Origin of the sequence: Pseudomonas grimontii (assembly GCF_007858185.1) — a bacterium.
Classification (GTDB): Bacteria; Pseudomonadota; Gammaproteobacteria; order Pseudomonadales; family Pseudomonadaceae; genus Aquipseudomonas; species Aquipseudomonas grimontii.
This window is the reverse complement of record NZ_VFES01000007.1, coordinates 127,501-149,872: the sequence shown is the minus strand read 5'-3', so window position 1 is coordinate 149,872 and position 22,372 is coordinate 127,501. Positions and strand designations below refer to the sequence as shown.

General features: G+C 62.8%; 19 protein-coding genes. 6 read left to right on the top strand and 13 right to left on the bottom strand.

Going from position 1 to position 22,372, the window contains the following annotated elements; translation table 11 throughout:
- Positions 1-148: 148 nt before the first annotated feature.
- The gene (locus FIV39_RS13340) at positions 149-1,054 is read right to left on the bottom strand and encodes a hypothetical protein (protein ID WP_090405464.1); all 906 of its coding nucleotides are present in this window, start codon (positions 1,052-1,054) and stop codon (positions 149-151) included.
- An 882-nt stretch (positions 1,055-1,936) separates the two neighbouring features.
- On the opposite strand from FIV39_RS13340, the gene FIV39_RS13330 reads away from it, so the two are divergent.
- Together FIV39_RS13330 and FIV39_RS13325 are read left to right on the top strand one after the other, a co-directional pair.
- Positions 1,937-2,620 (top strand): response regulator transcription factor, encoded by a 684-nt coding sequence (locus FIV39_RS13330; RefSeq protein ID WP_090405470.1) that lies wholly within the window; start codon positions 1,937-1,939, stop codon positions 2,618-2,620.
- Positions 2,598-3,992 (top strand): sensor histidine kinase, encoded by a 1,395-nt coding sequence (locus FIV39_RS13325; protein WP_090405473.1) that lies wholly within the window; start codon positions 2,598-2,600, stop codon positions 3,990-3,992. Before FIV39_RS13330 ends, FIV39_RS13325 begins: the two co-directional genes overlap by 23 nt.
- Positions 3,993-4,086: 94 nt before the next feature.
- Here FIV39_RS13325 and FIV39_RS13320 read toward each other — a convergent pair whose 3' ends face one another.
- The 3 genes from FIV39_RS13320 to FIV39_RS13310 are packed head-to-tail and all read right to left on the bottom strand — an operon-like array spanning position 4,087 to position 6,349.
- Positions 4,087-4,503 (bottom strand): SRPBCC family protein, encoded by a 417-nt coding sequence (locus tag FIV39_RS13320; protein ID WP_090405476.1) that lies wholly within the window; start codon positions 4,501-4,503, stop codon positions 4,087-4,089.
- A 28-nt stretch (positions 4,504-4,531) separates the two neighbouring features.
- Positions 4,532-5,329 (bottom strand): SDR family NAD(P)-dependent oxidoreductase, encoded by a 798-nt coding sequence (locus FIV39_RS13315; RefSeq protein WP_090405479.1) that lies wholly within the window; start codon positions 5,327-5,329, stop codon positions 4,532-4,534.
- A 15-nt stretch (positions 5,330-5,344) separates the two neighbouring features.
- On the bottom strand, positions 5,345-6,349 hold the full coding sequence (locus tag FIV39_RS13310) for an aldo/keto reductase (RefSeq protein ID WP_090405483.1): 1,005 nt from the start codon (positions 6,347-6,349) through the stop codon (positions 5,345-5,347).
- A 113-nt stretch (positions 6,350-6,462) separates the two neighbouring features.
- Here FIV39_RS13310 and FIV39_RS13305 point away from each other — a divergent pair, with 113 nt between their 5' ends.
- Entirely contained in the window at positions 6,463-7,356 is an 894-nt protein-coding gene (locus FIV39_RS13305; protein ID WP_090405486.1) for a LysR substrate-binding domain-containing protein, read from the top strand.
- 137 nt (positions 7,357-7,493) lie between these two features.
- Here FIV39_RS13305 and FIV39_RS13300 read toward each other — a convergent pair whose 3' ends face one another.
- Genes FIV39_RS13300 through FIV39_RS13290 form a run of 3 tightly spaced genes read right to left on the bottom strand, consistent with a single transcriptional unit; the run spans position 7,494 to position 11,252 of the window.
- Entirely contained in the window at positions 7,494-8,786 is a 1,293-nt protein-coding gene (locus FIV39_RS13300; RefSeq protein WP_090405489.1) for an NAD(P)/FAD-dependent oxidoreductase, read from the bottom strand.
- Entirely contained in the window at positions 8,783-9,871 is a 1,089-nt protein-coding gene (locus tag FIV39_RS13295; RefSeq protein WP_090405491.1) for a polyamine ABC transporter substrate-binding protein, read from the bottom strand. Before FIV39_RS13295 ends, FIV39_RS13300 begins: the two co-directional genes overlap by 4 nt.
- A gap of 22 nt (positions 9,872-9,893) precedes the next feature.
- The gene (locus FIV39_RS13290; RefSeq protein ID WP_090410033.1) at positions 9,894-11,252 is read right to left on the bottom strand and encodes a glutamine synthetase family protein; all 1,359 of its coding nucleotides are present in this window, start codon (positions 11,250-11,252) and stop codon (positions 9,894-9,896) included.
- 138 nt (positions 11,253-11,390) lie between these two features.
- Between FIV39_RS13290 and FIV39_RS13285 the strand changes: the two genes are divergently transcribed.
- The gene (locus tag FIV39_RS13285; protein WP_090405494.1) at positions 11,391-12,287 is read left to right on the top strand and encodes a helix-turn-helix domain-containing protein; all 897 of its coding nucleotides are present in this window, start codon (positions 11,391-11,393) and stop codon (positions 12,285-12,287) included.
- A 114-nt stretch (positions 12,288-12,401) separates the two neighbouring features.
- On the opposite strand, the gene FIV39_RS13280 is transcribed toward FIV39_RS13285, so the two are convergent.
- From FIV39_RS13280 to FIV39_RS13270, 3 genes are read right to left on the bottom strand one after another with little or no spacing between them, the layout of a single operon-like run.
- Positions 12,402-13,505 (bottom strand): acetoin dehydrogenase dihydrolipoyllysine-residue acetyltransferase subunit, encoded by a 1,104-nt coding sequence (locus FIV39_RS13280; RefSeq protein ID WP_090405497.1) that lies wholly within the window; start codon positions 13,503-13,505, stop codon positions 12,402-12,404.
- Complete coding sequence (locus FIV39_RS13275) at positions 13,502-14,521, bottom strand: alpha-ketoacid dehydrogenase subunit beta (protein ID WP_027606544.1); 1,020 nt, start codon at positions 14,519-14,521, stop codon at positions 13,502-13,504. Before FIV39_RS13275 ends, FIV39_RS13280 begins: the two co-directional genes overlap by 4 nt.
- A gap of 26 nt (positions 14,522-14,547) precedes the next feature.
- Positions 14,548-15,525 carry a thiamine pyrophosphate-dependent dehydrogenase E1 component subunit alpha gene (locus FIV39_RS13270; RefSeq protein ID WP_065927960.1) on the bottom strand — a complete coding sequence of 326 codons (978 nt, stop codon included), beginning with the start codon at positions 15,523-15,525 and terminating at the stop codon, positions 14,548-14,550.
- 309 nt (positions 15,526-15,834) lie between these two features.
- Here FIV39_RS13270 and FIV39_RS13265 point away from each other — a divergent pair, with 309 nt between their 5' ends.
- Positions 15,835-17,694: a sigma-54-dependent Fis family transcriptional regulator gene (locus FIV39_RS13265; RefSeq protein ID WP_090405502.1), complete on the top strand. Its 1,860-nt coding sequence runs from the start codon at positions 15,835-15,837 to the stop codon at positions 17,692-17,694.
- Positions 17,695-17,973: 279 nt separating this feature from the next.
- Here the strand turns inward: FIV39_RS13265 and FIV39_RS13260 are convergent, their stop codons facing one another.
- On the bottom strand, positions 17,974-18,753 hold the full coding sequence (locus FIV39_RS13260; protein ID WP_090405505.1) for an acetoin reductase: 780 nt from the start codon (positions 18,751-18,753) through the stop codon (positions 17,974-17,976).
- A 191-nt stretch (positions 18,754-18,944) separates the two neighbouring features.
- On the opposite strand from FIV39_RS13260, the gene FIV39_RS13255 reads away from it, so the two are divergent.
- On the top strand, positions 18,945-21,092 hold the full coding sequence (locus FIV39_RS13255; RefSeq protein WP_090405508.1) for a TonB-dependent siderophore receptor: 2,148 nt from the start codon (positions 18,945-18,947) through the stop codon (positions 21,090-21,092).
- Positions 21,093-21,322: 230 nt separating this feature from the next.
- On the opposite strand, the gene FIV39_RS13245 is transcribed toward FIV39_RS13255, so the two are convergent.
- Together FIV39_RS13245 and FIV39_RS13240 are read right to left on the bottom strand one after the other, a co-directional pair.
- Complete coding sequence (locus FIV39_RS13245) at positions 21,323-21,760, bottom strand: carboxymuconolactone decarboxylase family protein (protein WP_090405511.1); 438 nt, start codon at positions 21,758-21,760, stop codon at positions 21,323-21,325.
- A 107-nt stretch (positions 21,761-21,867) separates the two neighbouring features.
- The gene (locus FIV39_RS13240; protein WP_090405514.1) at positions 21,868-22,338 is read right to left on the bottom strand and encodes an Lrp/AsnC family transcriptional regulator; all 471 of its coding nucleotides are present in this window, start codon (positions 22,336-22,338) and stop codon (positions 21,868-21,870) included.
- Between the last annotated feature and the right edge of the window lie 34 nt (positions 22,339-22,372).

Sequence of the window (22,372 nt, the reverse complement as noted above, 5' to 3'; positions counted from 1 at the left end):
TGATACACCGCTATCGGGAGCAAGCCCCCTCCCACAATGGACCAAGATAGGCCCGGGATCAGTGCATGAAAATTGCAATCAGGATGATCACCGGGATCGGCACGCCGAGGAACCACAGAAGTAATGAGCGCATGGTGTTCTCCTTGAATTAACGAACGTAGGTTTCGGTTTCGACGTACACCACGGCATCGCGGCGACGGCCACCAAAGGTCGCAGCGAAGCTGGCAAAGAAGGCGCCAATCAACAGTGCGACAAAGGTCCACAGCGAGGTATAGGCAGCGACTTTGGCGGCGGTATCAGCGGCTTGCCTGGCTTTGAGCTTGGCGTCTTCGATCGCTTTACGCGCGTCGCCGTAGACTTTGTCGATACGCGCTTCGGCATCCGCCTGGCTGAGGTTGGTGCGCTGGCTGATCAACTGGGCCAGGTAGGCACGGTCTTCAGCGGCGAGTTGGCCGTCATTGCTCAGGGTGCGGGTGAAGATGCGTGCTACCACGCCATGGGCAGCGTCATCACTGACGGCGACCGGGCGATCATCACGAAACAGGCTGTCGACGTAATAGTCAAAGTCGCCGCCGTTAACGCCTTTCGCGGCACTGCCCGCGGCTTGAGTGATACCGCTGGCCGCGCCCGCTGCCACGCTGGCACCGGCTTTCACACCACCGCTCACGACACTGCTGACCGAACCGACCACCAGCACGGCAGTGATCAGCGTGGCGACCGCCCAGGCCAGGAAACCATGGGCGGTGTCGCGAAAATACACCTCATCGCCGTGCATATTGGCCCACTTCACCCGCAACCGGCCGGCGATATAACCGCCCAGCCCGGACGCGACGATCTGGGTAAAGGCCAGCCAGATAATCGTGGAAATGCCAAGCCCCTTGGCGCTGATACCACTGTCGGCCCACGGCGACACCGCCGAAAAACCCAGGCCGAAGCCCAGCAATACCAGAATCAGCGACAATGCAGCCGCCGCAGCGGCCCCGGCAAAAATCGCCCCCCAGGAAACCCCGGAGAGCGTACTCGACTCTTGCAGTGTGGATGAGGATGTAATCATTGTTGTGGTGCTCCCGGCAGGAAAAATAGTGTTACAAGTCTCAAAAGGGACAGTGCAGGCAGCATGCCAGTCGCGCTGAAAATTAAATCCTTTTTATTTCAACAAGTTAAGTAAATTGAACTTGCCTAAACCATGCAACTTGCAAGAAATGATTGTTGCAGGCGGGCGTTATGCATTCCCTGTGGGAGGGGGCTTGCTCCCGATGGGGCCTCTGGGCCGACCAAGATGTTGGATCAGACCGAGTACATATCCGTTGCTGCGGTAACGGCGGCTATGGGTTCCGCCCTTACGGCGGCTCACTTTTGAACAGCGCAAAAGTAAGCAAAACGCTTCGCCCCACCACTCGGCACCTCGCCCAGGCTCGGTGTGCCCGTAATCCGACAGTGATTTGGGGGGCCGCCGCCACGCGCCATCCATGGCGCGGGGCGGCTAAACCGGCATCCCTGCCGGTTTACCCCCCAAATCACTATCGAATTCCGGCCAGCGTGGTTTAACGGGGCGCCTGAGATCAAGATCAAAAGCAAGATCAAGGGCGGCTCGCTTCGCATCGTGGTTACCGGGGGTGACTACACAACTTTGGCTCAACGCTGAACGCCCGGCAGATAGGGCTGTTGTGGCGAGCGGGCTTGTCCCGCGTTGGGCTGCGTAGCTGCCCCAGTAAAGAAGAACGCGGTGTATCAGACACTCTGTAGAGGCTGGTTTTGGGGCTGCTTCGCAGCCCAACGCGGGCGGTGCGACGATTCGACAAGCCCGCTCCCACACGACCGTTGTTCGTCATGAAATAGGTGTCTGGGCCTAGATGAAGTTTTATTTAGGAAGCGTTCAGCCATTTGTTGGCAAAATGCCCGTACTTCTAGTGTGAATCGCTCACCAGGTAATCCTATGACCCGCATTTTGACCATCGAGGATGACGCCGTAACGGCCCGCGAGATCGTCGCCGAGCTGAGTAGCCATGGACTGGACGTAGATTGGGTGGACAACGGCCGCGAAGGCCTGGTCCGCGCCGTGAGTGGTGATTACGATCTGATCACCCTCGACCGCATGCTGCCGGAGCTCGACGGCCTGGCCATCGTTACCACCCTGCGCACCATCGGCGTGTCGACGCCGATCCTGATGATCAGCGCCCTCTCCGATGTCGACGAGCGCGTGCGCGGCCTGCGCGCCGGGGGGGATGACTACCTCACCAAGCCCTTCGCCTCCGACGAAATGGCCGCCCGCGTCGAGGTGCTGCTGCGCCGTAAAAGCACGGTCAAGGAGTTCGAGACCGCGCTGCGCGTGGCCGACCTGGAAATCAACCTGATCAGCCGTGAAGCCAGCCGCGCCGAGCAGCCGCTGAGCCTGCTGCCCACCGAATACAAACTGCTGGAATTCCTGATGCGCAACACCGGGCAGATCCTGTCGCGGATGATGATCTTCGAGGAAGTCTGGGGTTATCACTTCGACCCGGGCACCAACCTGATCGACGTGCATATCGGCCGTCTGCGCAAGAAAATCGATCCACCGGGCCTCACGCCGCTGATCCGCACGGTACGAGGTTCCGGTTATGTCATTGCTGAACCCCTCTAAGGGCTGGCGCTCTTCCAGCAGCCGCTTGCTGGCGCTCTACAGTTCGTTGTTCGTGGCCTGGAGCTGCATTCTCATGGGGGTGCTGTATTACGAGGTGTCGGGTTACCTGAGCGATCTGTCGCGCCATTCCCTGATGCAGCGCCAGCACCTGTTCCAGCGCTTCGACGGCGAAGAACTGGTGGAAGCATTGACCACCAGCATGACCTTTGACATGAAGGGCGTGGACGCCTACGGCCTGTTCGATGAGCAATTCCGCCCCTTGAGCGGGCCGATCCGCGCGATCCCGCCCGACCTGCCGCTGGACGGCAAGATCCACGCCCTGGCCAACTGCGTCGACTCCGACGACCCCAAGCTGCCCAAGGACAGCTGCGACGCCGTCGCCACCCACACCGACGACGGCCGCTGGCTGGTGCTGGTGCGCGCCAACGGCTCGCTGTTCGGTGTGACGCGGATCATCTGGCATGCGCTGCTGTGGGCGCTGTCCCTGACGATTATCCCCGGCGCCGCCGGCTGGCATCTGTTACGCCGCCGCCCGCTGCGCCGGATTCGCGGGATCCAGGCCAGCGCCGAAGCCATCGTCGCCGGCGACCTCACCCACCGTTTGCCGCTGTCCAACCGGCGTGACGAACTGGACATGCTCGCCGCCATCGTCAACGCCATGCTCGACCGCATCGAAAAGCTGATGAACGAGGTCAAAGGCGTCTGCGACAACATCGCCCACGACCTGCGCACCCCTCTGACCCGCCTGCGTGCGCAGCTCTACCGCATCCGGCAGGAGGCCGAGCAGGACTCCGGCTACGCGGTGAAACTGGACGACGCAATCGCCGAGACCGACACCCTGATGGCGCGCTTTCGCGGGCTGCTGCGCATCTCCGAACTGGAAGACCACCAGCGCCGTTCCGGTTTCCTGGTTATGGACCCGCTGCCACTGCTGCGCGAGTTACACGACTTCTACCTGCCCCTGGCCGAAGAAGGCGAATTGCAGCTGCGCCTGGAAACCCCGGAGTCCCTGCCGTGGATCACCGGCGACCGCGCCCTGTTGTTCGAAGCCCTGTCCAACCTGCTGAGCAACTCCATCAAGTTCTCCCCGCCGGGCGGCGAAGTGATCCTGCGAGGGCTCAACGATGCCGGCAGCACGCGCATCGAAGTGCACGACTCCGGGCCCGGCATACCGCCGGCGGAACGCGATGCGGTGTTCCAGCGCTTTTATCGGGTGGATGAAGGCGACCAGCAAGGCGGGTTCGGGTTGGGCTTGTCGATCGTCGCGGCGATCATCAACCTGCATGGGTTCAGGTTGGAAGTCGGCACCAGCGAGCAAGGCGGAGCGCGCCTGATCCTGGAGTGTCGCCAGCAACTGATGCCCGAGGCCTGATCCATCAGCCAGTGAGGTCAAACGGTGGGAGGCGGCAAGTCGAATCGTCGCACCGCTCCTCCCACATTAATCTTGCATTGCCTGGTAGATCGGATCAGGCCGGGAAGTTCGCGCGCAACGCTTCCAGGCCGCCGCTGTATACACCGGCAAACAGCTCTTCCACCGCCGCCTCCGTCGTACCCGCCGCCGGGGTAAACACACCGGACCATGTCACCTTCGCCGACGACTCCGTCAGCGCCTCAACCTGCAACGTGGACAGGTACGCACTCACCGGAAACGGCGACTCTTCAATGGTGTAGCTGTAAGTACGCCCGACGTTATCGAAGGTCTGCAAACGCTCTACCACCACGCCACCGTCGGCGGTTTCCAGGTGACGCACACGCCCGCCTTCGCCGGGCTCGCTCTTGACGATCAGCGGCAGCCAATCAGGCAGGCTGTTGAAGCCGCCGACCAATTGCCAGACCTGATCGGCCGACACAGGGATTTCAATCACGCAAGAGGCTGTTGCCACGATAAATACTCCACACAATAAAAAGAATTCAGATCGCCATGCTGTCGACGACACCACCATCGACCCGCAACGCGGCACCGGTGGTGGCCGAAGACAAGGGTGAAGCAATGTACGCCACCAGGTTCGCCACTTCCTCCACATTCGCCGCACGCTGGATGATCGATGTGGGCCGCGCATTGCGCACAAACACATCGGCCTCGTCCCGCGCACTGCGTCCGGACTTGGCCGTGGCGTCCTTGAGCATCTGCTCCAGGCCGTCGGTAAACGTCGGGCCTGGCAGCACAGCATTCACCGTCACCCCTGTGCCCGCGAGGCGCTTGGCCAGGCCATGGGACACCGCCAGGTTGGCGCTTTTGGTCACGCCGTAGTTGATCATGTCCGCCGGTGTCGCCACGCCGGACTCCGATGACAGGAAAATCACTCGGCCCCAACCCTGCCCGACCATGCCCGGCACGTAATGCCGCGCCAGGCGCACGCCGGAGATCACATTGACCTCATAGAAGCGCGTCCACTCGCTGTCCGGGGCGTCGAAGAAATCCACAGCGTTGAAGATGCCCAGGTTGTTGACCAGGATGTCGGCGTGAGGTTCGGCGGCGAACAGCTTTTCGGCGCCTTCGGCCGTGCCAAGATCCGCCACCAACCCGCGCAGGTCGGCGCCCGGCACCGCCTGGCGAATGCTCGCCAGCGCATCGTCGACCTTGCCGGCTTCACGCCCGATCACCACCACGGTAGCGCCGGACTGCGCGAGGGCCTGGCTGATGCCCAGGCCGATGCCGGCGGTGCTGCCGGTGACGATGGCTACTTTTCCACTTACATCAATTTTCATCATGAACTCCTGGATTCAACGTGGCAGTGGTGCACGGTCCGAAATCAAGCGGGCATCGCGCAGGGCCTGCCAGAAGGCAGTGGGGATTTTTTCTGACAATGCCGCGACGTCTTCGGCAATCCGCCCCGGGCGACTGGCTCCCGGAATTACAGCAGCCACGGCGGGATGTGCCAGGGAAAATTGCAGCGCCGCCGCTTTCACGCTCACGCCGAATGCCTGGGCAATCGTCTTGATCTGCTCGACCTGGCTGATGATCGCCGGGCTGGCTTGCTGGTATTCGAAGTGTGCGCCACCGGCCAGGACGCCCGAACTGTAAGGGCCACCGACGACGATCTCGACGTTCTGCGCCAGGGCGGCGTCCATCAGGCGTTGCAGGGCACGCTCGTGGTCCAGCAGGGTGTAGCGGCCGGCCAGCAGGAAACCATCGGGTTGCGCCTCGCTCAGGTCCAGGGTCAGCTCACACGGCTCGACGCGGTTCACGCCCAGGCCCCAGGCCTTGATCACGCCCTCTTCACGCAGGCGGGTGAGCACTTTGAACGCGCCGGTACGAGCCTGGTTGAAGTATTCCAGCCACTGGTCGCCGTAGAAGTCCTGGGCAATGTCGTGAATCCACACGATGTCCAGGCGATCGGTTTGCAGGCGGTTCAGGCTGTCTTCAATCGAGCGCAGGGTGGCGTCGGCACTGTAGTCGTTGAGCATTTTGTTCGGGCGACCGTGTTCGAACACGCCGCTTTTCTCGCCAAGGTCGCGGGCGCTTTCTTCGACTTCGTCGAGAATCACTCGGCCGACTTTGGTGCTGAGCACAAAGTCATCGCGGTGGTATTGCGACAGGGACTGGCCCAGGCGGATTTCCGAGAGGCCTGAGCCGTAGAACGGCGCGGTGTCGAAGTAGCGCACACCGGCGTTCCAGGCGGCCTCGACGGTGGCCTGGGCTTCGTCTTCAGGAATGGCGCGGAACATGTTGCCCAGCGGTGCGGTGCCAAAGCCGAGTTGGCCTGGGAGTTTGTCTTTCAAGCTCATGGTGGATCCTCAAATGGGTAAGAGGTCGCTGTGACCGTTGAGCAGATCCTAGATTGCCTAGATCGGACCGTCCAAGACATACTGCGACGAACTTAAGTCCTGCGAGGTCTTACATGATCGATCTACGCCAACTGCGCTACTTCGAAGTGGTCGCCGAAGAAGAACACGTCGGCCGCGCCGCCGAGCGCCTGCACATCTCCCAGTCGCCCCTGAGCCGGCAGATCGCCCAGCTCGAAGAACGCCTGGGCCTGACCCTGTTCGAGCGCAGCCAGCAACGCATCCGCCTGACCCGTGATGGCCAGACCTTTCTCGCCGAAACCAAGGCGCTTTTGACCCATGCCAATCGCCTGGAGTCATTGGGCAAACGCCTGGGTCGAGGCGAAGAAGGCGGCCTATGCATCGGCTACATCGAAAACGCCATGCATGCCGGTGTGTTGCCCAACGCCCTGCGCGTGCTGCGCGACGACCGGCCCACCGTGCATATCAAGCTGTATAACTTGCCCTCCCTGGAACAACTGGAAGGCCTGCGCCAACGCAGCCTGGACATCGCCCTGGTGGGCGAGCCCCCGGCAACCGACGACCCGGACTTGACCGCCCTGCAAGTGCTGGACGACCCGATGCTGCTGGCCTTGCCCGAGCATCATCCCCTCGCCCAAAAAAAACACTTGCTGCCCGAACACCTGGCCGAGCAGCAATGGATCGGCGTGCAACGTAAACCCGGCGCCAACCCCGCCGATGACTTTGTCGCCGCCTGCATCCGCGCCGGTTTCACCCCGCAGATCCCCATGGAAGCCAGTGAGCCGTTTACCGCATTGGGGCTGGTGGCGTCCGGGTTGGGCGTGGCCATGGTGCAAAAGGGCTTGAGCCGCAACGCACCGCCCGGTGTGGTGTTGCGGGAGTTGCCGTGGTTGACCTACACCACACCGCTGTGGGCGGCGTGGCATCGGGTCAACTTGCGGCCGTTGGTAGAAACCTTCCGCAAGGTACTCACCGAACCCAAGGGCTGATGGAGCTCAAAAATGTGGGAGCGGGCTTGCTCGCGAATGCGGTGTATCAGCTACTCATGAGCTGACTGACATGACGCCTTCGCGAGCAAGCCCGCTCCCACATTTAGATCGTGGTGTATCAGGTAGATCTTAGTCGGCTAAACCAACTCCCGCAGGCGATACCACAACATCCCCAACGCCAACAGCGGCGACCGCAGCGCCTTGCCGCCCGGAAAGGTCATGTGCGGCACCTGGCTGAAAATATCCAGGCCCTTGCTGTGACCCGCATGAATACCTTCAGCCAGCAGCCGCGCGCACCAGTGAGTGACGTTTAATCCATGCCCGGAATAGCCCTGGGCGTAGTACACATTGGGGTACTGCTGCAGCCGCCCGACCTGCGGAAAACGGTTGGCGGTGATGCCGATCTTGCCGCCCCACTGGAACTCGATGGCGGTGTCGGCCAGTTGCGGGAACACCTTGAGCATCTTCGGCTGCATATAGGCGGCGATGTCTTGGGGATCGCGCCCCGAGTAATGGCAGGCGCCACCGAACAGCAGGCGGCGGTCGGCGGACAGCCGGTAGTAATCCAGGCCGACTTTCTGGTCGCACAGCGCCAGGTTCTGCGGGATCAACGCGTGGGCGACGTCTTCAGGCAGCGGCTCGGTGGCGATGATGTAGCTGCCCGCCGGGAGGACCTTGCCGCTCAGCCGCGGCTCCAGTTCTTCCAGATGGGCATTGCAGGCCAGCACCAGATTGGCGGCCCGCACCGTGCCGCCAGCGCAACGCACCTGCACCGTGTCGCCGTGAACCAGCTCCAGCACCTGGGTGTGTTCAAAGATCCGCACCCCCAGGGACTCGGCTAGCCGTGCCTCGCCAAGTACCAGGTTCAGCGGGTGCAAATGCCCGGAGCCCATGTCCACCAACGCGCCGGCATACTGCGTCGAATCCACCACTTCGCGGATGTCTTGCGGGCCCACCAGGCGAGTCTCATGGGCATAACCCAAGCGCGCCAGGCTGTCCTGCTCACCCTTGAAGGCGGCGAACTGCGCCGGGGTGTTGGCCAGCTCGGCAAACCCCCAGCGCAAGTCGCAGTCGATCCGGTGCTCGCGAATGCGTTCGCCCACCAGTGCCACCGACTCGATACCGGCGCGCTCCAGATAACGCACACCCTCCTCGCCGACGTATTTGGCAAACCCCGATACATTGTGGCCAATGCCACGAATCAACTGCCCACCGTTGCGCCCACTGGCGCCCCAGCCGATACGCCGGGCCTCCAGCAGGATCACCGAGAGCCCGCGCTGGGCCAGTTCGATAGCGGTGTTAACGCCGGTAAAACCACCGCCGATCACACACACATCGGCGCTCAGGTCGGCGCCCAGTGACGGACGCTCCGGCAGGGCATTCGCGGACGCGAGGTAGTAGGAACGCGCGTGGTCACTGGCCTGGATCATTTGTTGGTCTTCACTTTGCTCCAGGCGCGCGTCATCAGGCGCATGGTCGCCGGGGTGGGCGTGGTGGAAATATAGAGTTTGTCGAGCACGGCCTGGGATGGATACACCTCAGGGTTGTTCACCAGTTCCGGGTCCATGAACGCCTGGGCCGCCGGGTTGGCGTTGGCGTAACCGACCGAGGCGCTGACCTTGGCGATCACTTCAGGGTCGAGCAGGTAGTTGATAAAGGCATGGGCCTCTTTCGGGTTACTCGCATCGGCCGGAATGGCCAGCAGGTCGAACCACAGGTTGGAGCCTTCCTTGGGAATCGAGTAAGCGATGTTCACGCCGTTCTTGGCTTCCTTGGCACGGTTGGCGGCCTGGAACACATCGCCGGAATAGCCGAACGCCACGCAAATATTGCCGTTGGCCAGGTCCGAAATGTACTTGGAGGAATGGAAGTAGGTGATGTACGGCCGCAGGGTCAGCAGCTTGGCTTCAGCTTCCTGGTAGTCCTTGGGGTTCTCGCTGCTCGGGTCCTTGCCCATGTAGTTGAGGATCGCCGGGAACAGCTCATCCGCCGAGTCGAGGAAGGCCACGCCGCACTGGTTGAGCTTCTTGATGTTCTCCGGCTCGAACAGCACCGCCCATGAATCGATATGGTCGATGCCCAACACTTGCTTGACCTTGTCGACGTTATAACCGATGCCGTTGGTACCCCACAGGTACGGCACCGAGTGCGCATTGCCGGGGTCGTTTTTCTCCAACAGCTTGAGCAGCTTGGGGTCGAGGTTCTTGAAGTTGGGCAACTGCGCGCGGTCGAGCTTGAGGAATGCGCCGGCCTTTACCTGACGCGCCAGGAAGTGATTGGACGGCACCACCACGTCATAACCGGTGCGGCCGGCGAGCAACTTGCCCTCCAGGGTTTCGTTGGAGTCGAACACGTCATAGATCACCTTGATCGAGGTTGCGGCCTGGAAATCCGCCAGGGTGGTCTCACCGATGTAGTCGGTCCAGTTGTAGACGCTCACCGTCGGCGCGGCTTGGCCGGCACTGCTGAACGCGGCCACCAGGGCCAGCGGTAAAAGCTTGTTCACAAGACGCATATCGACACCCCTTTGGTTTTTTTTAGACGCTCAACAGCAGGAACTCACGCTCCCAGGAACTGATGACCCGCTTGAAATTTTCATGCTCGGCGCGCTTGACCGCGACGTAGCCGCGCACGAACTTGTCGCCCAGGTACTGCTTGACCGTGTCGCAGTCCTCCATCCGCGCCAGGGCGTCTTCGAGGGTGAACGGCAGGCGCAGGTTGCGGCGCTCATACGCGCGTCCTTCTACCGGGGCGCTGGGTTCGATCTGCTCGATCATGCCCAGGTAGCCACACAGCAGACTAGCGGCAATCGCCAGGTAAGGATTGGCATCGGCGCCCGGCAGGCGGTTTTCCACGCGCATCGCATCCGGGCTCGAGGTGGGCACGCGCAGGCCGACCGTGCGGTTTTCTTCGCCCCACTCCACGTTGACCGGCGCCGAGGTGTCCGGCAGGAAGCGGCGGAACGAATTCACGTTGGGGGCAAACATCGGCAGCAGCTTGGGGATGTACTTCTGCAGGCCGCCGATATGGTGCAGGAACAGCGGGCTCATCTTGCCGTCGGCGTCGACAAACACCGGCTTGCCCGTGGCGATCTCCACCACGCTCTGGTGCAGGTGCATGGCGCTGCCGGGCTCGTCGGCCACCGGCTTGGCCATGAAGGTGGCGGCCACGTTGTGCTTGAGCGCGGCTTCGCGCAGGGTGCGCTTGAACACGGTGATCTGGTCGGCCAGGTCGAGGGCATCGCCGTGACGGAAGTTGATTTCCATCTGCGCCGGCCCGTCTTCGTGGATCAGCGTGTCGAGGTCCAGGCCCTGGGCTTCGCACCAGTCATAGACGTCTTCGAACAGCGGGTCGAACTCGTTGGCGGCATCGATGGAGAACGACTGGCGCCCGGTTTCGGCACGCCCGGAGCGGCCAATCGGGGTTTTCAGCGGCAGGTCCGGGTCTTCGCAGCGCTGGGTCAGGTAGAACTCCATTTCCGGCGCGACAATCGGCTGCCAGCCTTGGTCGGTGTAGAGCTGCAGGACTTTCTTCAGCACGTTGCGCGGCGACAGTTCGATGGGGTTGCCGTGCTTGTCGAAGGTGTCGTGGATCACAATCGCGGTGGGCTCGATGGCCCACGGCACCACGTAGGTCGCGTTGGCCACTGGACGGCAGATCATGTCGATGTCGGCCGGGTCCAGCAGGTCGTAGTAGATCTCGTCGTCGACAAAGTCCCCGGTTACCGTTTGCAGCAACACACTTTCCGGCAGGCGCATGCCTCGCTCATGCAGGAACTTGTTGGTGGGCGCAATCTTGCCGCGTGCGATGCCAGTCAAATCACTGATCACGCATTCGACTTCGGTAATCTTGTGTTCTTTCAGCCAGGCGGACAGCTGATCGAAGGGGGCGTTCATAAGGACCTCGTCATGGGTTGGGTACTGCGCCGCCTTGTACTTGCGGCGCATTGAGGTCTATCTTGGGCCAGCCTCACCGAGGCATCTATCCACTTTGCACGCAGCACAACGCACCAATAGAGTGCGCACGGATCACCCATGACACAGGCAACCGCTTTGCGCGTACAGGCCTTCACCACCGGTGATGTGGCCGCCCAATGCAGTGCGACACCCGGATGGGTGCAGCAGTACCAGCAGATGTCCCCCGGGCATTTCGCCGGGCGCATCCGCTACCTCGACCTGCAAGGTGTCGAGGTCTACGAAGAGAGCATGAACACCCGCGTGGAGCAGCACTTCAACGCACCGCCGGGCGCGTTGGCATTCTGTTTCGATGGCAGCGACAACGCGCTGTACCTGCTCAATGGCGAAAGCCGCAACACCTGGATCACACCGGAAAACTATCGCGAGGTGGCGGTGGTGTTCGGGCCGCAATTCGTGCAGCGCCACGGCCTGGATGTGCAGACGCTGGAAGGCCTGTTCATGGCGCCGCTGACCTGCCAGCAGAACGCGCTGTTCAGCCGCTGGCTGAGTGGCACGCTGACGCGCTTGTCGACCTTGACCGACCCGATCAGCCGCGACGCCCTGACCCAGCAGTTGCTCGACGATTGCCTGTTCATCCTCGACAACGCCTGCGTGTGCCTGGACCGCAGTTCATTGCAGCGGCGCAGCGAAGAGCGCTTGTTGATGGCACGCATAGGCGAGTGGGCGGCGGATGCGCCGGACGAAACCGTCAACCTGTTGGAACTGGCCCGGATCGCCGGTGTGCCGTTGCGTCAGTTACAGCAAGGCTTCAAGACCTACACCGGGATGAGCCCGGCGCAGTGGTTGCGCATGCGCCGCTTGAACGGCGCACGGCGTGAGTTGCTGGGCAGTACCGGAACGACCGTGGCCGAAGTGGCGATGAACTGGTCGTTCTGGCATTTGGGGCGGTTCTCTAACAGCTATCGAGCATTGTTCAAGGAACTGCCCAGCGAAACCCTAAAGCACTCACTCTGAAATGCATTCAAAACTGTGGGAGGGGGCTTGCCCCCGATAGCGTTGGTTCAGTCAATGTCCTGGGACTGACACACTGCAATCGGGGGCAAGCCCCCTCCCACATTGAATTGCATTTCAAGGCTGGGATTTGAGGAAGGCTGCCATGAGTTGGTTAACCCGCTCCGCCGCTTCCAACTGCACCATATGCCCCTGCCCCGGCAATATCTCCACCTGGGCCTCCAACCCCTGGGCATGCCGCACCGGGATGATGGCATCGTCACTGCCCCAAATCACCAGACTCGGTTGCTGGCCTACTACGTTGCGCAAATCCAGGCGCTGGCGCCCACCTTCAAACAACTGGGCATTGAGCTGACGAAGCGCCTGGTCCACCCCTTCCAACCGCTTGAACTTGAGCATGTCCTCAAGCATCTGCCGCGTCACCAGCGCCGGGTCGCTGAACAGTTGCACCAGTTGCGGCTTGAGCGCGTTACGGTTATTGGCCTCGGCAAAGCCATGCAGGTAATCGCCATTGATGTCCGCCCCCAGACCGGCGCTGGCGATCAGGGTCAGCGAGGCAACGCGCGCCGGTGCCTGACGGGCGACCGTCAGGCTGACCAACCCGCCCATGGAGTGCCCGGCCAGGTGCACGCGGTCGAGCTTGAGGTGATCGAGAAAGGCCAGCACGGCCTGGCTCAGTTCCTCGGCGTCACCCGTTTGCAGGTACTTGCCCGACTCGCCATGCCCCGGCAGGTCCAGGGCGATCACCCGGCGCTCGGCGGCCAGGGCCGGTTGGTTGAACAGCCAGTTGTTCAAGTCGCCGCCAAAACCATGCACCAGCACCAGCGGCGTACCGCCCTCGCCCAGGTCGAGATAACGCAACAAACGCCCGCCCACCTCGACCTTCTGCGCACTCGGCCCGCTGGCTTCGGCTTCGGCGCTGCTGGAGACGAACCCGGCGTTGAAGCTTTCGATCACCGCATCGATCTCTTCTTCGCTGGCCTCACCGTCCACCACGACCCCCAGCAACGCGCCCACCGGCAAGGTCTCGTCGCTCAGCGCCAGCACGCGGCGCAACACGCCGCTGAAGGGCGCCTCGACACTGCTGGAGATCTTGTCGGTCTCCACGTCCAGCACTTCCTCGCCCTTCTCCACCCGGTCGCCGGGCTGCTTGAGCCAGACATCGATGCGACCTTCGGTCATCGACAGCCCCCACTTGGGCATGGTCAAGGTATGGATCATGCGGCGTTCCTCTTGTCGGCGATCTTCAGCACGGCGGCCTCGATCTTCGCGGCGTTGGGGATGTACAGGTCTTCCAGGGCATCGGAAAACGGCACCGGCGTGTGCGGCGCGGTGACCATCTCGATCGGCGCGCGCAGGAACGAGAAGCCCTGTTGGGCCACCAACGCACTGATGTCGGTGGCGATGGAACAACGCGGGTTGGACTCGTCGATCACCACCAGGCGCCCGGTTTTCTCCACGCTCTCGAGGATGCTGTCTTCGTCCAACGGGCTGGTGGTGCGCAGGTCCAGCACCTCACAGTCGATGCCCTGGCGCGCCAGGTTGGCGGCGGCTTCCAGGGCGATATGCACCATGCGCCCGTAGGTCACCAGGGTCACGTCGCGGCCTTCGCGCACAAAGTTGGCTTCGCCGAACGGCACGGTGTACAGCTCTTCCGGCACTTCGCCCTGCAGGCTGTAGAGCATCTTGTGTTCGAGGAAGATCACCGGGTCGTTGTCGCGGATCGCCTGGATCAACATGCCCTTGGCGTCATACGGCGTGGCCGGGCACACCACCTTGAGGCCGGGAATGTGCGTCCACATCGAGGTGAGCATCTGCGAATGCTGGGCCGCCGCGCGCAGACCGGCGCCGTACATGGCGCGCACCACCAGCGGCGTGGTGGTCTTGCCGCCGAACATGTAGCGAAACTTGGCGGCCTGGTTGAGCAACTGGTCGAGGCAGCAGCCGATAAAGTCGACGAACATCAATTCGCACACCGGGCGCATGCCACGGGTGGCGGCGCCGACGGCCATGCCGACATAGCCGACTTCGGACAAAGGCGCATCGAGTACCCGGTCTGGAAACTCCGGGTACAGGCCCTTGGTCACGCCGAGCACACCGCCCCAGGCGTCCTGCTCGCCGGGCGAACCGGTGCCGCCGGAGACGTCCTGGCCGATGATGAACACACTCTGGTCCCGGCGCATTTCCTGGGCCAGGGCTTCGTTGATTGCCTGCTGATAGCTGATTTTGCGAGCCATGAGATTCTCTCCGAGTCTTGTTGTTATTAGCGGTAGGCGACGTAGACATCACTGAGCAGGTCGGCGGCCTGGGGCTTGGGATCGGACTTGGCCAGGCGCACGGCGTCGTCGATCAACTGCGCGACCTCGCCGTCGATACGTTCGAACTGCGCGGCATCGAGCCAGCCTTCGGCATTGCAGCGCTGGCGGAACAGCGCGAGGCAGTCGTGGGACTCGCGCAGGTTCTTCACTTCATCCGGGCCGCGATAGGTTTGTGCATCGCCTTCGAAGTGGCCGTAGAAGCGACTCAGCTTGACTTCCACCAAGGTCGGTCCGTCGCCTTTGCGCGCACGCTCCACGGCCACGCCCAGCGCGGCGTGCACGGCGAAGAAATCATTGCCATCGACAATCACCCCCGGCATGCCAAAGCCCACCGCCCGTTCGGCAATGTCCTTACACGCCACCGACCAGCCGGAACCGGTGGCCTCGGCATAGCCGTTGTTTTCGGCGACGAACAGGCACGGCAGCTTCATGATCGACGCCAGGTTCATCGCCTCGAACACCGCGCCCTCGTTGGAACCACCGTCGCCGAAGAACGCCACGGCCACGCCCTGGCTGCCTTTGAGCTTGGAGGCCAGCGCAGCGCCTGCCGCCAACGGCGCACCGGCACCGACAATGCCATTGGCGCCGAGCATGCCCTTCTCCTGGTCGGCGATGTGCATGGAGCCGCCCTTGCCGCCGCACACGCCGGTTTTCTTGCCGTAGATCTCGGCCATCATGCCGAACACATCCACGCCCTTGGCGATGCAATGGCCATGACCACGGTGGTTGGAGGCGATGCAATCCTCATCGTTGAGGTGGGCCATCACCCCCGCTGCGCTGGCTTCCTGGCCGGCATACAGGTGCACGAAACCGGGGATCTCGCCGGTGGCGAACTCCACATGCAGGCGTTCTTCGAAATCACGGATGGTGCGCATCACGGTGTAGGCATGCAGCAATTGATCGGTGGACAGGTGAGTGGACATCTTGTTGTTCTCCAGGTTGTCTCGACACACAAAAGGCTGGCTGCGGCCAGCTGTAAGCGCTTCAGCACAGGCTGTGCCAAGGCGCACAAAAACCTGGCAAAGCCTTGACCCAGAGCAGTGCCGCACCGTTGTGCCGCTGCGCGATGCCAGCGCAGAATGAGACCCGGCATTGCACTGTGCAGGCGGCGTCTCAGGCAAATTGAGACGCTGCGTCTCAGCCCCGGCAGTTGGTCAGGCCAGCCTTGTCCGTCGACGCCCATGGGCGCTTAATGGCGGGCATAACAACAAAGATCGAGAACCGGAGGCCTTATGTTCGCCGCGAACTCCAGGGAACACGTCGACTGCGTCAGTCGCGTGGTCCGCAATGCCGATCGCCTGCCCCAGGCGCCGGTGCCGTCGCTGATTTTCGATTCATGGCGGCGCTCCATGGAGCAACACCACCTCGACCCCGGCTCGCTGCAGGGGCCCCGCATCCTCACCGAACCCTTGCTCAAGGAATGCCGCGAGCGCGCCGAACTGTTCATGCGCATCGCCAGCGAGGAAGTCGGGCAACTGCACCACCGGGTGCGCCACGCCGACTACTGCGTAATGCTCACCGACGCCCAGGGCCAGACCATCGACCACCGCGTCGACACCGCCATTCGCAACGACTGCCGCAAAGCCGGCCTGTACCTCGGCACCTGTTGGTCGGAAGCCGAGGAAGGCACCTGCGGCGTGGCCACGGTACTGACCAGCAAGGCCGCGGTGACCGTACACAAGCGCGACCACTTCCGCGCCGCCTTTATCAGCCTGACCTGCTCCGCCGCACCGATCTTCGACCCCCAGGGCAACCTGCTGGGCGTGATGGATGCCTCGGCGCTCAAATCCCCGGATGACCGGCGCAGCCAGCACTTGGTGCGGCAGATGGTGGCGCAGAGTGCGCAAGCCATCGAAAACGCCTTCTTCATGCACAGCGCCCGCGAGCACTGGGTGCTCCAGGCCCACAGCACACCGGGTTACGTAGACAGCCAGCCCGACCTGCTGCTGGCCTGGGACCAGGACGGGCGCCTGCACGCGCTGAACAGCAAGGCGCGCCAGGCCCTGCGCCGGCGTTTCGGCCAGGTGCCGGAGCATATCGGCGAAGTGTTCGACCTGGATGCGTTGCGCTCGGCCACGGATCAATCGACCCAACACCTGCAATGGCTGGGCGAGCCTGGCGTATTGCACGTGCGGGTCAACACCCCGCGACGCAAACCGGCGCGGCCCGCAGCGCACACCCAGGTCGACGCTCGGGTGGAAGAACACCTGCGCCTGGCCGTGCGCGTCAAGGACCGCAACCTGCCGGTACTGGTGCAGGGCGAAACCGGCGCTGGCAAGGAAGTGTTCGCCCGCCAACTGCACGAACGCAGCGCGCGGCGAACCGGGCCCTTTGTCGCGGTGAACTGCGCGGCGATCCCCGAGAACCTGATTGAAAGCGAGCTGTTCGGCTACGTCGCCGGGGCCTTTACCGGTGCGTCCAGCAAAGGCATGCCGGGGCTGTTGGTGCAGGCCGATGGCGGCACGTTGTTCCTCGATGAAATCGGCGATATGCCGCTGGCGCTACAGACGCGCCTGCTGCGGGTGATGGCCGAGGGTGAGGTCGCGCCCCTGGGCGGGGCCAAAACCCGCACGGTGGACATCCAGGTGATCTGCGCCAGCCACCGCGACCTGGCCGCGCTGGTCAGCGACGGACGCTTTCGCGAAGACCTGTACTTCCGCCTCGGCTGCGCCCGCTTCTGCCTGCCGCCGCTGCGCGAGCGCAGCGACAAGCTGGCGTTGATCAACCGGCTGGTGGAGCAGCAAGCACGCGGCAGCGGCGTCCCAGTGGGCATCGGCCAGGCCGCGCTGGAACGGCTGCTGGGCTATGCCTGGCCGGGCAATGTGCGCCAACTGCACCACACGCTGGCGTATGCCTGTGCCGTGTGTGAAGGCGGCACGATTCAGCTGGCGGACTTGCCGATTGAAGTACGCGGCGAACAGGTCGAGGCGCTGACCGAGCACAGCGTCAGCCCGGAGCGGCAGGTGGTGCTGGACGCATTGATCCGGCATCGCTGGAAGCCGTTGCCGACGGCGCAGGCGTTGGGCATTTCCCGAGCCACCCTATACCGCCGAGTCAACCAACTGGGCATCGACATGCCCGGCAAGCACTGACACAACGGGGGTCAACAATGTGGGAGGGGCGGTGCGACGATTCGACTTGCACCCGATAAGCATCGGGTATCTACACAACTTCAATAGAATAGTGCGTAGCAACTGTCGAGCCTTGGCGAGGCTGCGTCAGGCGCGCTGCCGATTCAGGCTCGAGGCGCGGCCGACGCAGCCTCGCTTGCGCTCGGCAGCTGCTACGGATTTGCGCGGTGTTGGATAAGGTGGTGCAAGTCGAATCGTCGCACCGCCCCTCCCACATTTAACACCGTAGGCCTTGGGAGATCAGCGATAAACCAGCCCGCCATCGATCAACGGTGCCTGCCCGGTCATATAATCCGCATCCGGCCCGGCCAGGTAGGCCACCAACCCCGCCACATCCTCCGGCGTTTCCGCCCGCCCCAAGGCAATCCCATCCACATACTTCTTATACGTCGCCCCTACTTCGGCGCCAGTAATCTCGGCCATGCGCTTGTCGATCTCCACCCACATGTCGGTGCCCACCACGCCCGGACAGTAGGCATTGACCGTGATCCCCGCACTCGCCAGTTCCTTGGCCGCCACCTGGGTCAAGGCCCGCACGGCAAACTTGGTGGCCGAGTACACGCCCAGCAGCGCAAAACCTTCATGGCCGGCAATGGAGCAGGCATTGATGATCTTGCCCTTCTGCTTGAGCGCCTTGAACTTATTGCCGGCGGCCTGGATGCCCCACAACACGCCCTGCACGTTGATACCCAGGGTACGCTCGACCTGTTCCGGGCTGACGTCCAGCAGCGAGTCGATCTGCGCGACCCCGGCGTTGTTGACGATGATGTCGAAGCCACCAAGGGTCTGATATGCATGCTCGACCGCCGCCACCACCTGGTCGCGCTTGGACACGTCGGCGATAAACACCGAGGCCTTGCGCCCGAGGGCCACGACTTCGGCGGCCACGGCTTCCAGCTTGGCGCCATTGATGTCGACCAGGGCGATGTCGGCACCGTCCTGTGCCAGGCGCAGGGCGATGGCCCGACCAATGCCCTGCCCCGCGCCGGTCACCAGCGCAACTTTTCCAGCGATACTCATGATGATCTCCTGCAACGATGAGAGAGCGTTGTCTATCGCAGGTGCCTGCACGGGCTGTCGAGGCGCAAAGGGTTTGGCGTAGGCGTTGAGACGCCCTGTCTCAGCGCACGCCCCCGTACCGGACGCTTGTAAAACCTGGCCGTTATGCCTAGCTTATGCGCCCCTCGCCCTGCGCTTTAAGGCCCTGCCCCATGGTTTTGCGTTTTCGTCCCGTCGTCAGTACACGTTTCGCTCTCGGCCTGCTGCTCAGCGGCGGTATCGGCAACAGTTGGGCGGCGCAGGTCGAACTGCCGGCGGTGCAGGTCCAGGGCCAGGACGAGTCCGGCTATCGCGCAGACACCGCCTCGGTCGGCGGCTTCAATGAGGCGCCGCTGCTGGACACTCCGGCCTCGATCACGGTGATCAACGCCGCCATGCTCAAGGACCAGCAAGCACGCCTGCTCAGTGAAGTGCTGCGCAACGACGCCTCGGTGGGCGACAGCTACGCGCCCATCGGCTACTACGAAAATTTCGTGGTGCGCGGCTTCTCGCTGAATGCGGCGAGCAGCTACAAGATCAACGGGCGCACCATCACCGGCGAGCAGAACGTCGCCCTGGAAAACAAGCAGCAAGTGGAAGTGCTCAAGGGCCTGGCCGGTTTGCAGAGCGGGATTTCCGAGCCCAGCGGCGTGATCAACTACGTGACCAAGCGCCCGGAGGATGTGCGCTCGGTGACGGTGTCCACCGATGACCGCGGCAGCGGCTATATCGCCACCGACGTCGGCGGCTGGTTTGGCAGCGAGCAGCAATTCGGCCTGCGCGCCAACGTCGCCCATGAAGACCTCAATTCCTATGTGGAGCACGCCAACGGCCAGCGCGATTTTGTGTCCCTGGCCTTCGACTGGAACATCAGCCCCGACGCCGTGCTGCAACTCGACGCGGAATACCAGAACAAGCAACAACGCTCGGTGCCGGGCTACCAGTTGCTGGGCGGCACCGAGGTGCCCAACGGCGCCTCGCCGAAAAAACTGCTGGGCCACCAGAGCGGTTCCAAGCAAGTCGGCATCGACGCGTTGAACCTCAACGGCCGGTTCGAATACCGCTTCAGCGACCAGTGGAAAGGCAGCGTCAGCGCCGCGCGCAGCAAGGTGGTGATCGATGACTACAGTTCGTTTGCCTGGGGCGGCGACACCAGCGGGGTCGGCAACCACTTCACGCCCGAAGGCAACTACGACGTCTACGACTACCGCAGCCCCGACGACACCCGACGTGACGATGAAGTCCAGGCGGCGATGACCGGCTTGTTCGACACCGCAGGCATCGGCCATGAACTGACCTTCGGCACCAGCGCATTTCGCCGGGTGATCGACAAGCGCAAGGCCGTCAACGAGTACATCGGCACGACCAATATCGACGATGATGCGCCGACGTTCACGCCCACCGACAAACCGTTGAACGACAGCCATCGCACCCTCGACAGCCGCCAGTACGGCCTGTTCGTCACCGACCGCATCCGCTTCAACGAGCAATGGCAAACCATCCTCGGCGGTCGCGAAGTGCGCCTGGATGAAAAAGCCTTCGACGGCGTCACGGGCGACCAGGCCCGCCATACCCAGCAATACGTGTTCCTGCCCCAGGCGGCATTGATCTACAAACCGGTGGAAAACATCTCGCTGTACACCAGCTACAGCAAAGGCCTGTCCCTGGGCGGCACCGCACCGTGGTTTGCGAGCAACGCCGATGAAACCCTGGCCCCGACCACCTCGCGGCAAATCGAAGCCGGGGTGAAATACGACTGGCGCCGCATCAGCTTCGCCGCCGCTGTGTTCCAGACGCGCCAGGCCTACCAGTACGCCAAGCCGGAGGGCCCCGGTGCCTTCACCTATGTGCAACAGGGCGAGCAGAAGAACACCGGCGTGGAACTGTCGGCCAACGGCTGGGCCACCGACCGCCTGCAGATTTCCACCAGCGTGGCGGCGATTCGTGCACGGGTGAACGGCAGCGGCACGCCGGAATACGAAGCGCACCAGGCGATCAACGTGCCCAAGCTGCGCGCCAGTGTGTACGCCGATTATGCGTTGCCGTGGGTGAATGGATTAGCCGTGCTCGGCGGCGTGCAATACAGCGCCAAGAAGTACGCCAACCGCAGCGGCAATGTGGAGGTGGGAGATTATGCGGTGGTCAACGTCGGCAGCCGCTACACCACCAAGGTCGACGGCTACGAGACGGTGTTCCGCCTGAGCGTCGACAACCTGTTCGACAAGCGCTACTGGCGCGACGCGGGCGAGTACATGGGCGATGACTATCTGTTCCAGGGCGCGCCACTGACGGCGCGCCTGAGTGCTTCGGTGAACTTCTGACACTTACCCCTGTGGAGAGGGAGGTCCCACTACCTCTTCGAAGTAGCGCTGTCGCGCAGCAAACTGGGACCTCTGTGGCGAGCGGGCTTGTCCCGCGTTGGGGTGCGAAGCGCCCCTGATAAAGACGAATGAGGGGTGTATCAGGCACTCCTCTGCACCTGTTTTTGGGGCTGCTGCGCAGCCCAACGCGGGACAAGCCCGCTCGCCACAAAGAGCCGTCTTCAACCTTCTTATTTAGGCATCTTGCGAAACCCTACCGCGAGGCGATTCCAGCTGTTGATGGTGGCGATGGCCACGCTCAGGTCGACTTGCTCCTGGGGGCTGAACTCGGCGGCGAGCGCCGTGAAGTCTGCGTCCGGCGCGAGGGTCTGGCTCAGCAGCGTCAGGCTCTCGGCCCAGGCCAATGCCGCGCGTTCACGCGGGGTGAAGAACGGCGTTTCGCGCCAGGCCGACAGGGTGTAAAGGCGACGCTCGGTCTCGCCGCCCTTGCGGGCATCGGCGGTATGCATGTCCAGGCAGAACGCACAGCCGTTGATCTGCGACACACGCAGGCGTATCAGTTCCAGCAGTGGCAGCTCGATGGAGAGTTTGCCGACGGCGGCTTCCAGGGCGAGCATGGCTTTCATGGCGTCTGGGGAAGCAGTGTAGAAATCGGTACGGGCTTGCATGAGGAACTCCGGAACGGTGGGAAGTGGTGGCTAGGTTAGCCACCGGGCCGTAGGGGAGAAATAGCCAATTGCGGGGAAGAACAGGTGACCAATGGAGCGGTGTGCGATCAACCCGGCAATGGAATCACCCGCAACGGCCTCACCGATTTATAGGAAAAACTCGAATAGATCTCCTTGACGCACGGCAGCGTCTGCAACACCTCCCGCGCAAACTCGCCGAACGACTCCAGGTCCTTCGCCACCACTTCCAGCAGAAAGTCATAGCGCCCCGATACGTTATGACACGCCACGATTTCCGGAATATCCAATAAGCGTTGCTCGAACGCCCGGGCGATTTCCTGGGTGTGGCTCTCCATCATGATGCTGACAAACGCCGTCACCCCATACCCCAGCGCCTTGGGCGAGAGGATCGCCTGGTAGCCGCTGATCACCCCGCTTTCCTCCAGGTTCCTGACCCGTCGCCAGCACGGTGAAGTGGTCAGGGACACGCGGTCGGCCAGCTCGGCCACGGTTAAACGGGCATTGCCTTGCAGGGCGTTTAATAACGCTTTGTCGGTGCGATCCAGCGTGACGGGCATGTTTTGCCTCTATTCATTGTTTTTAGTGTTTTTT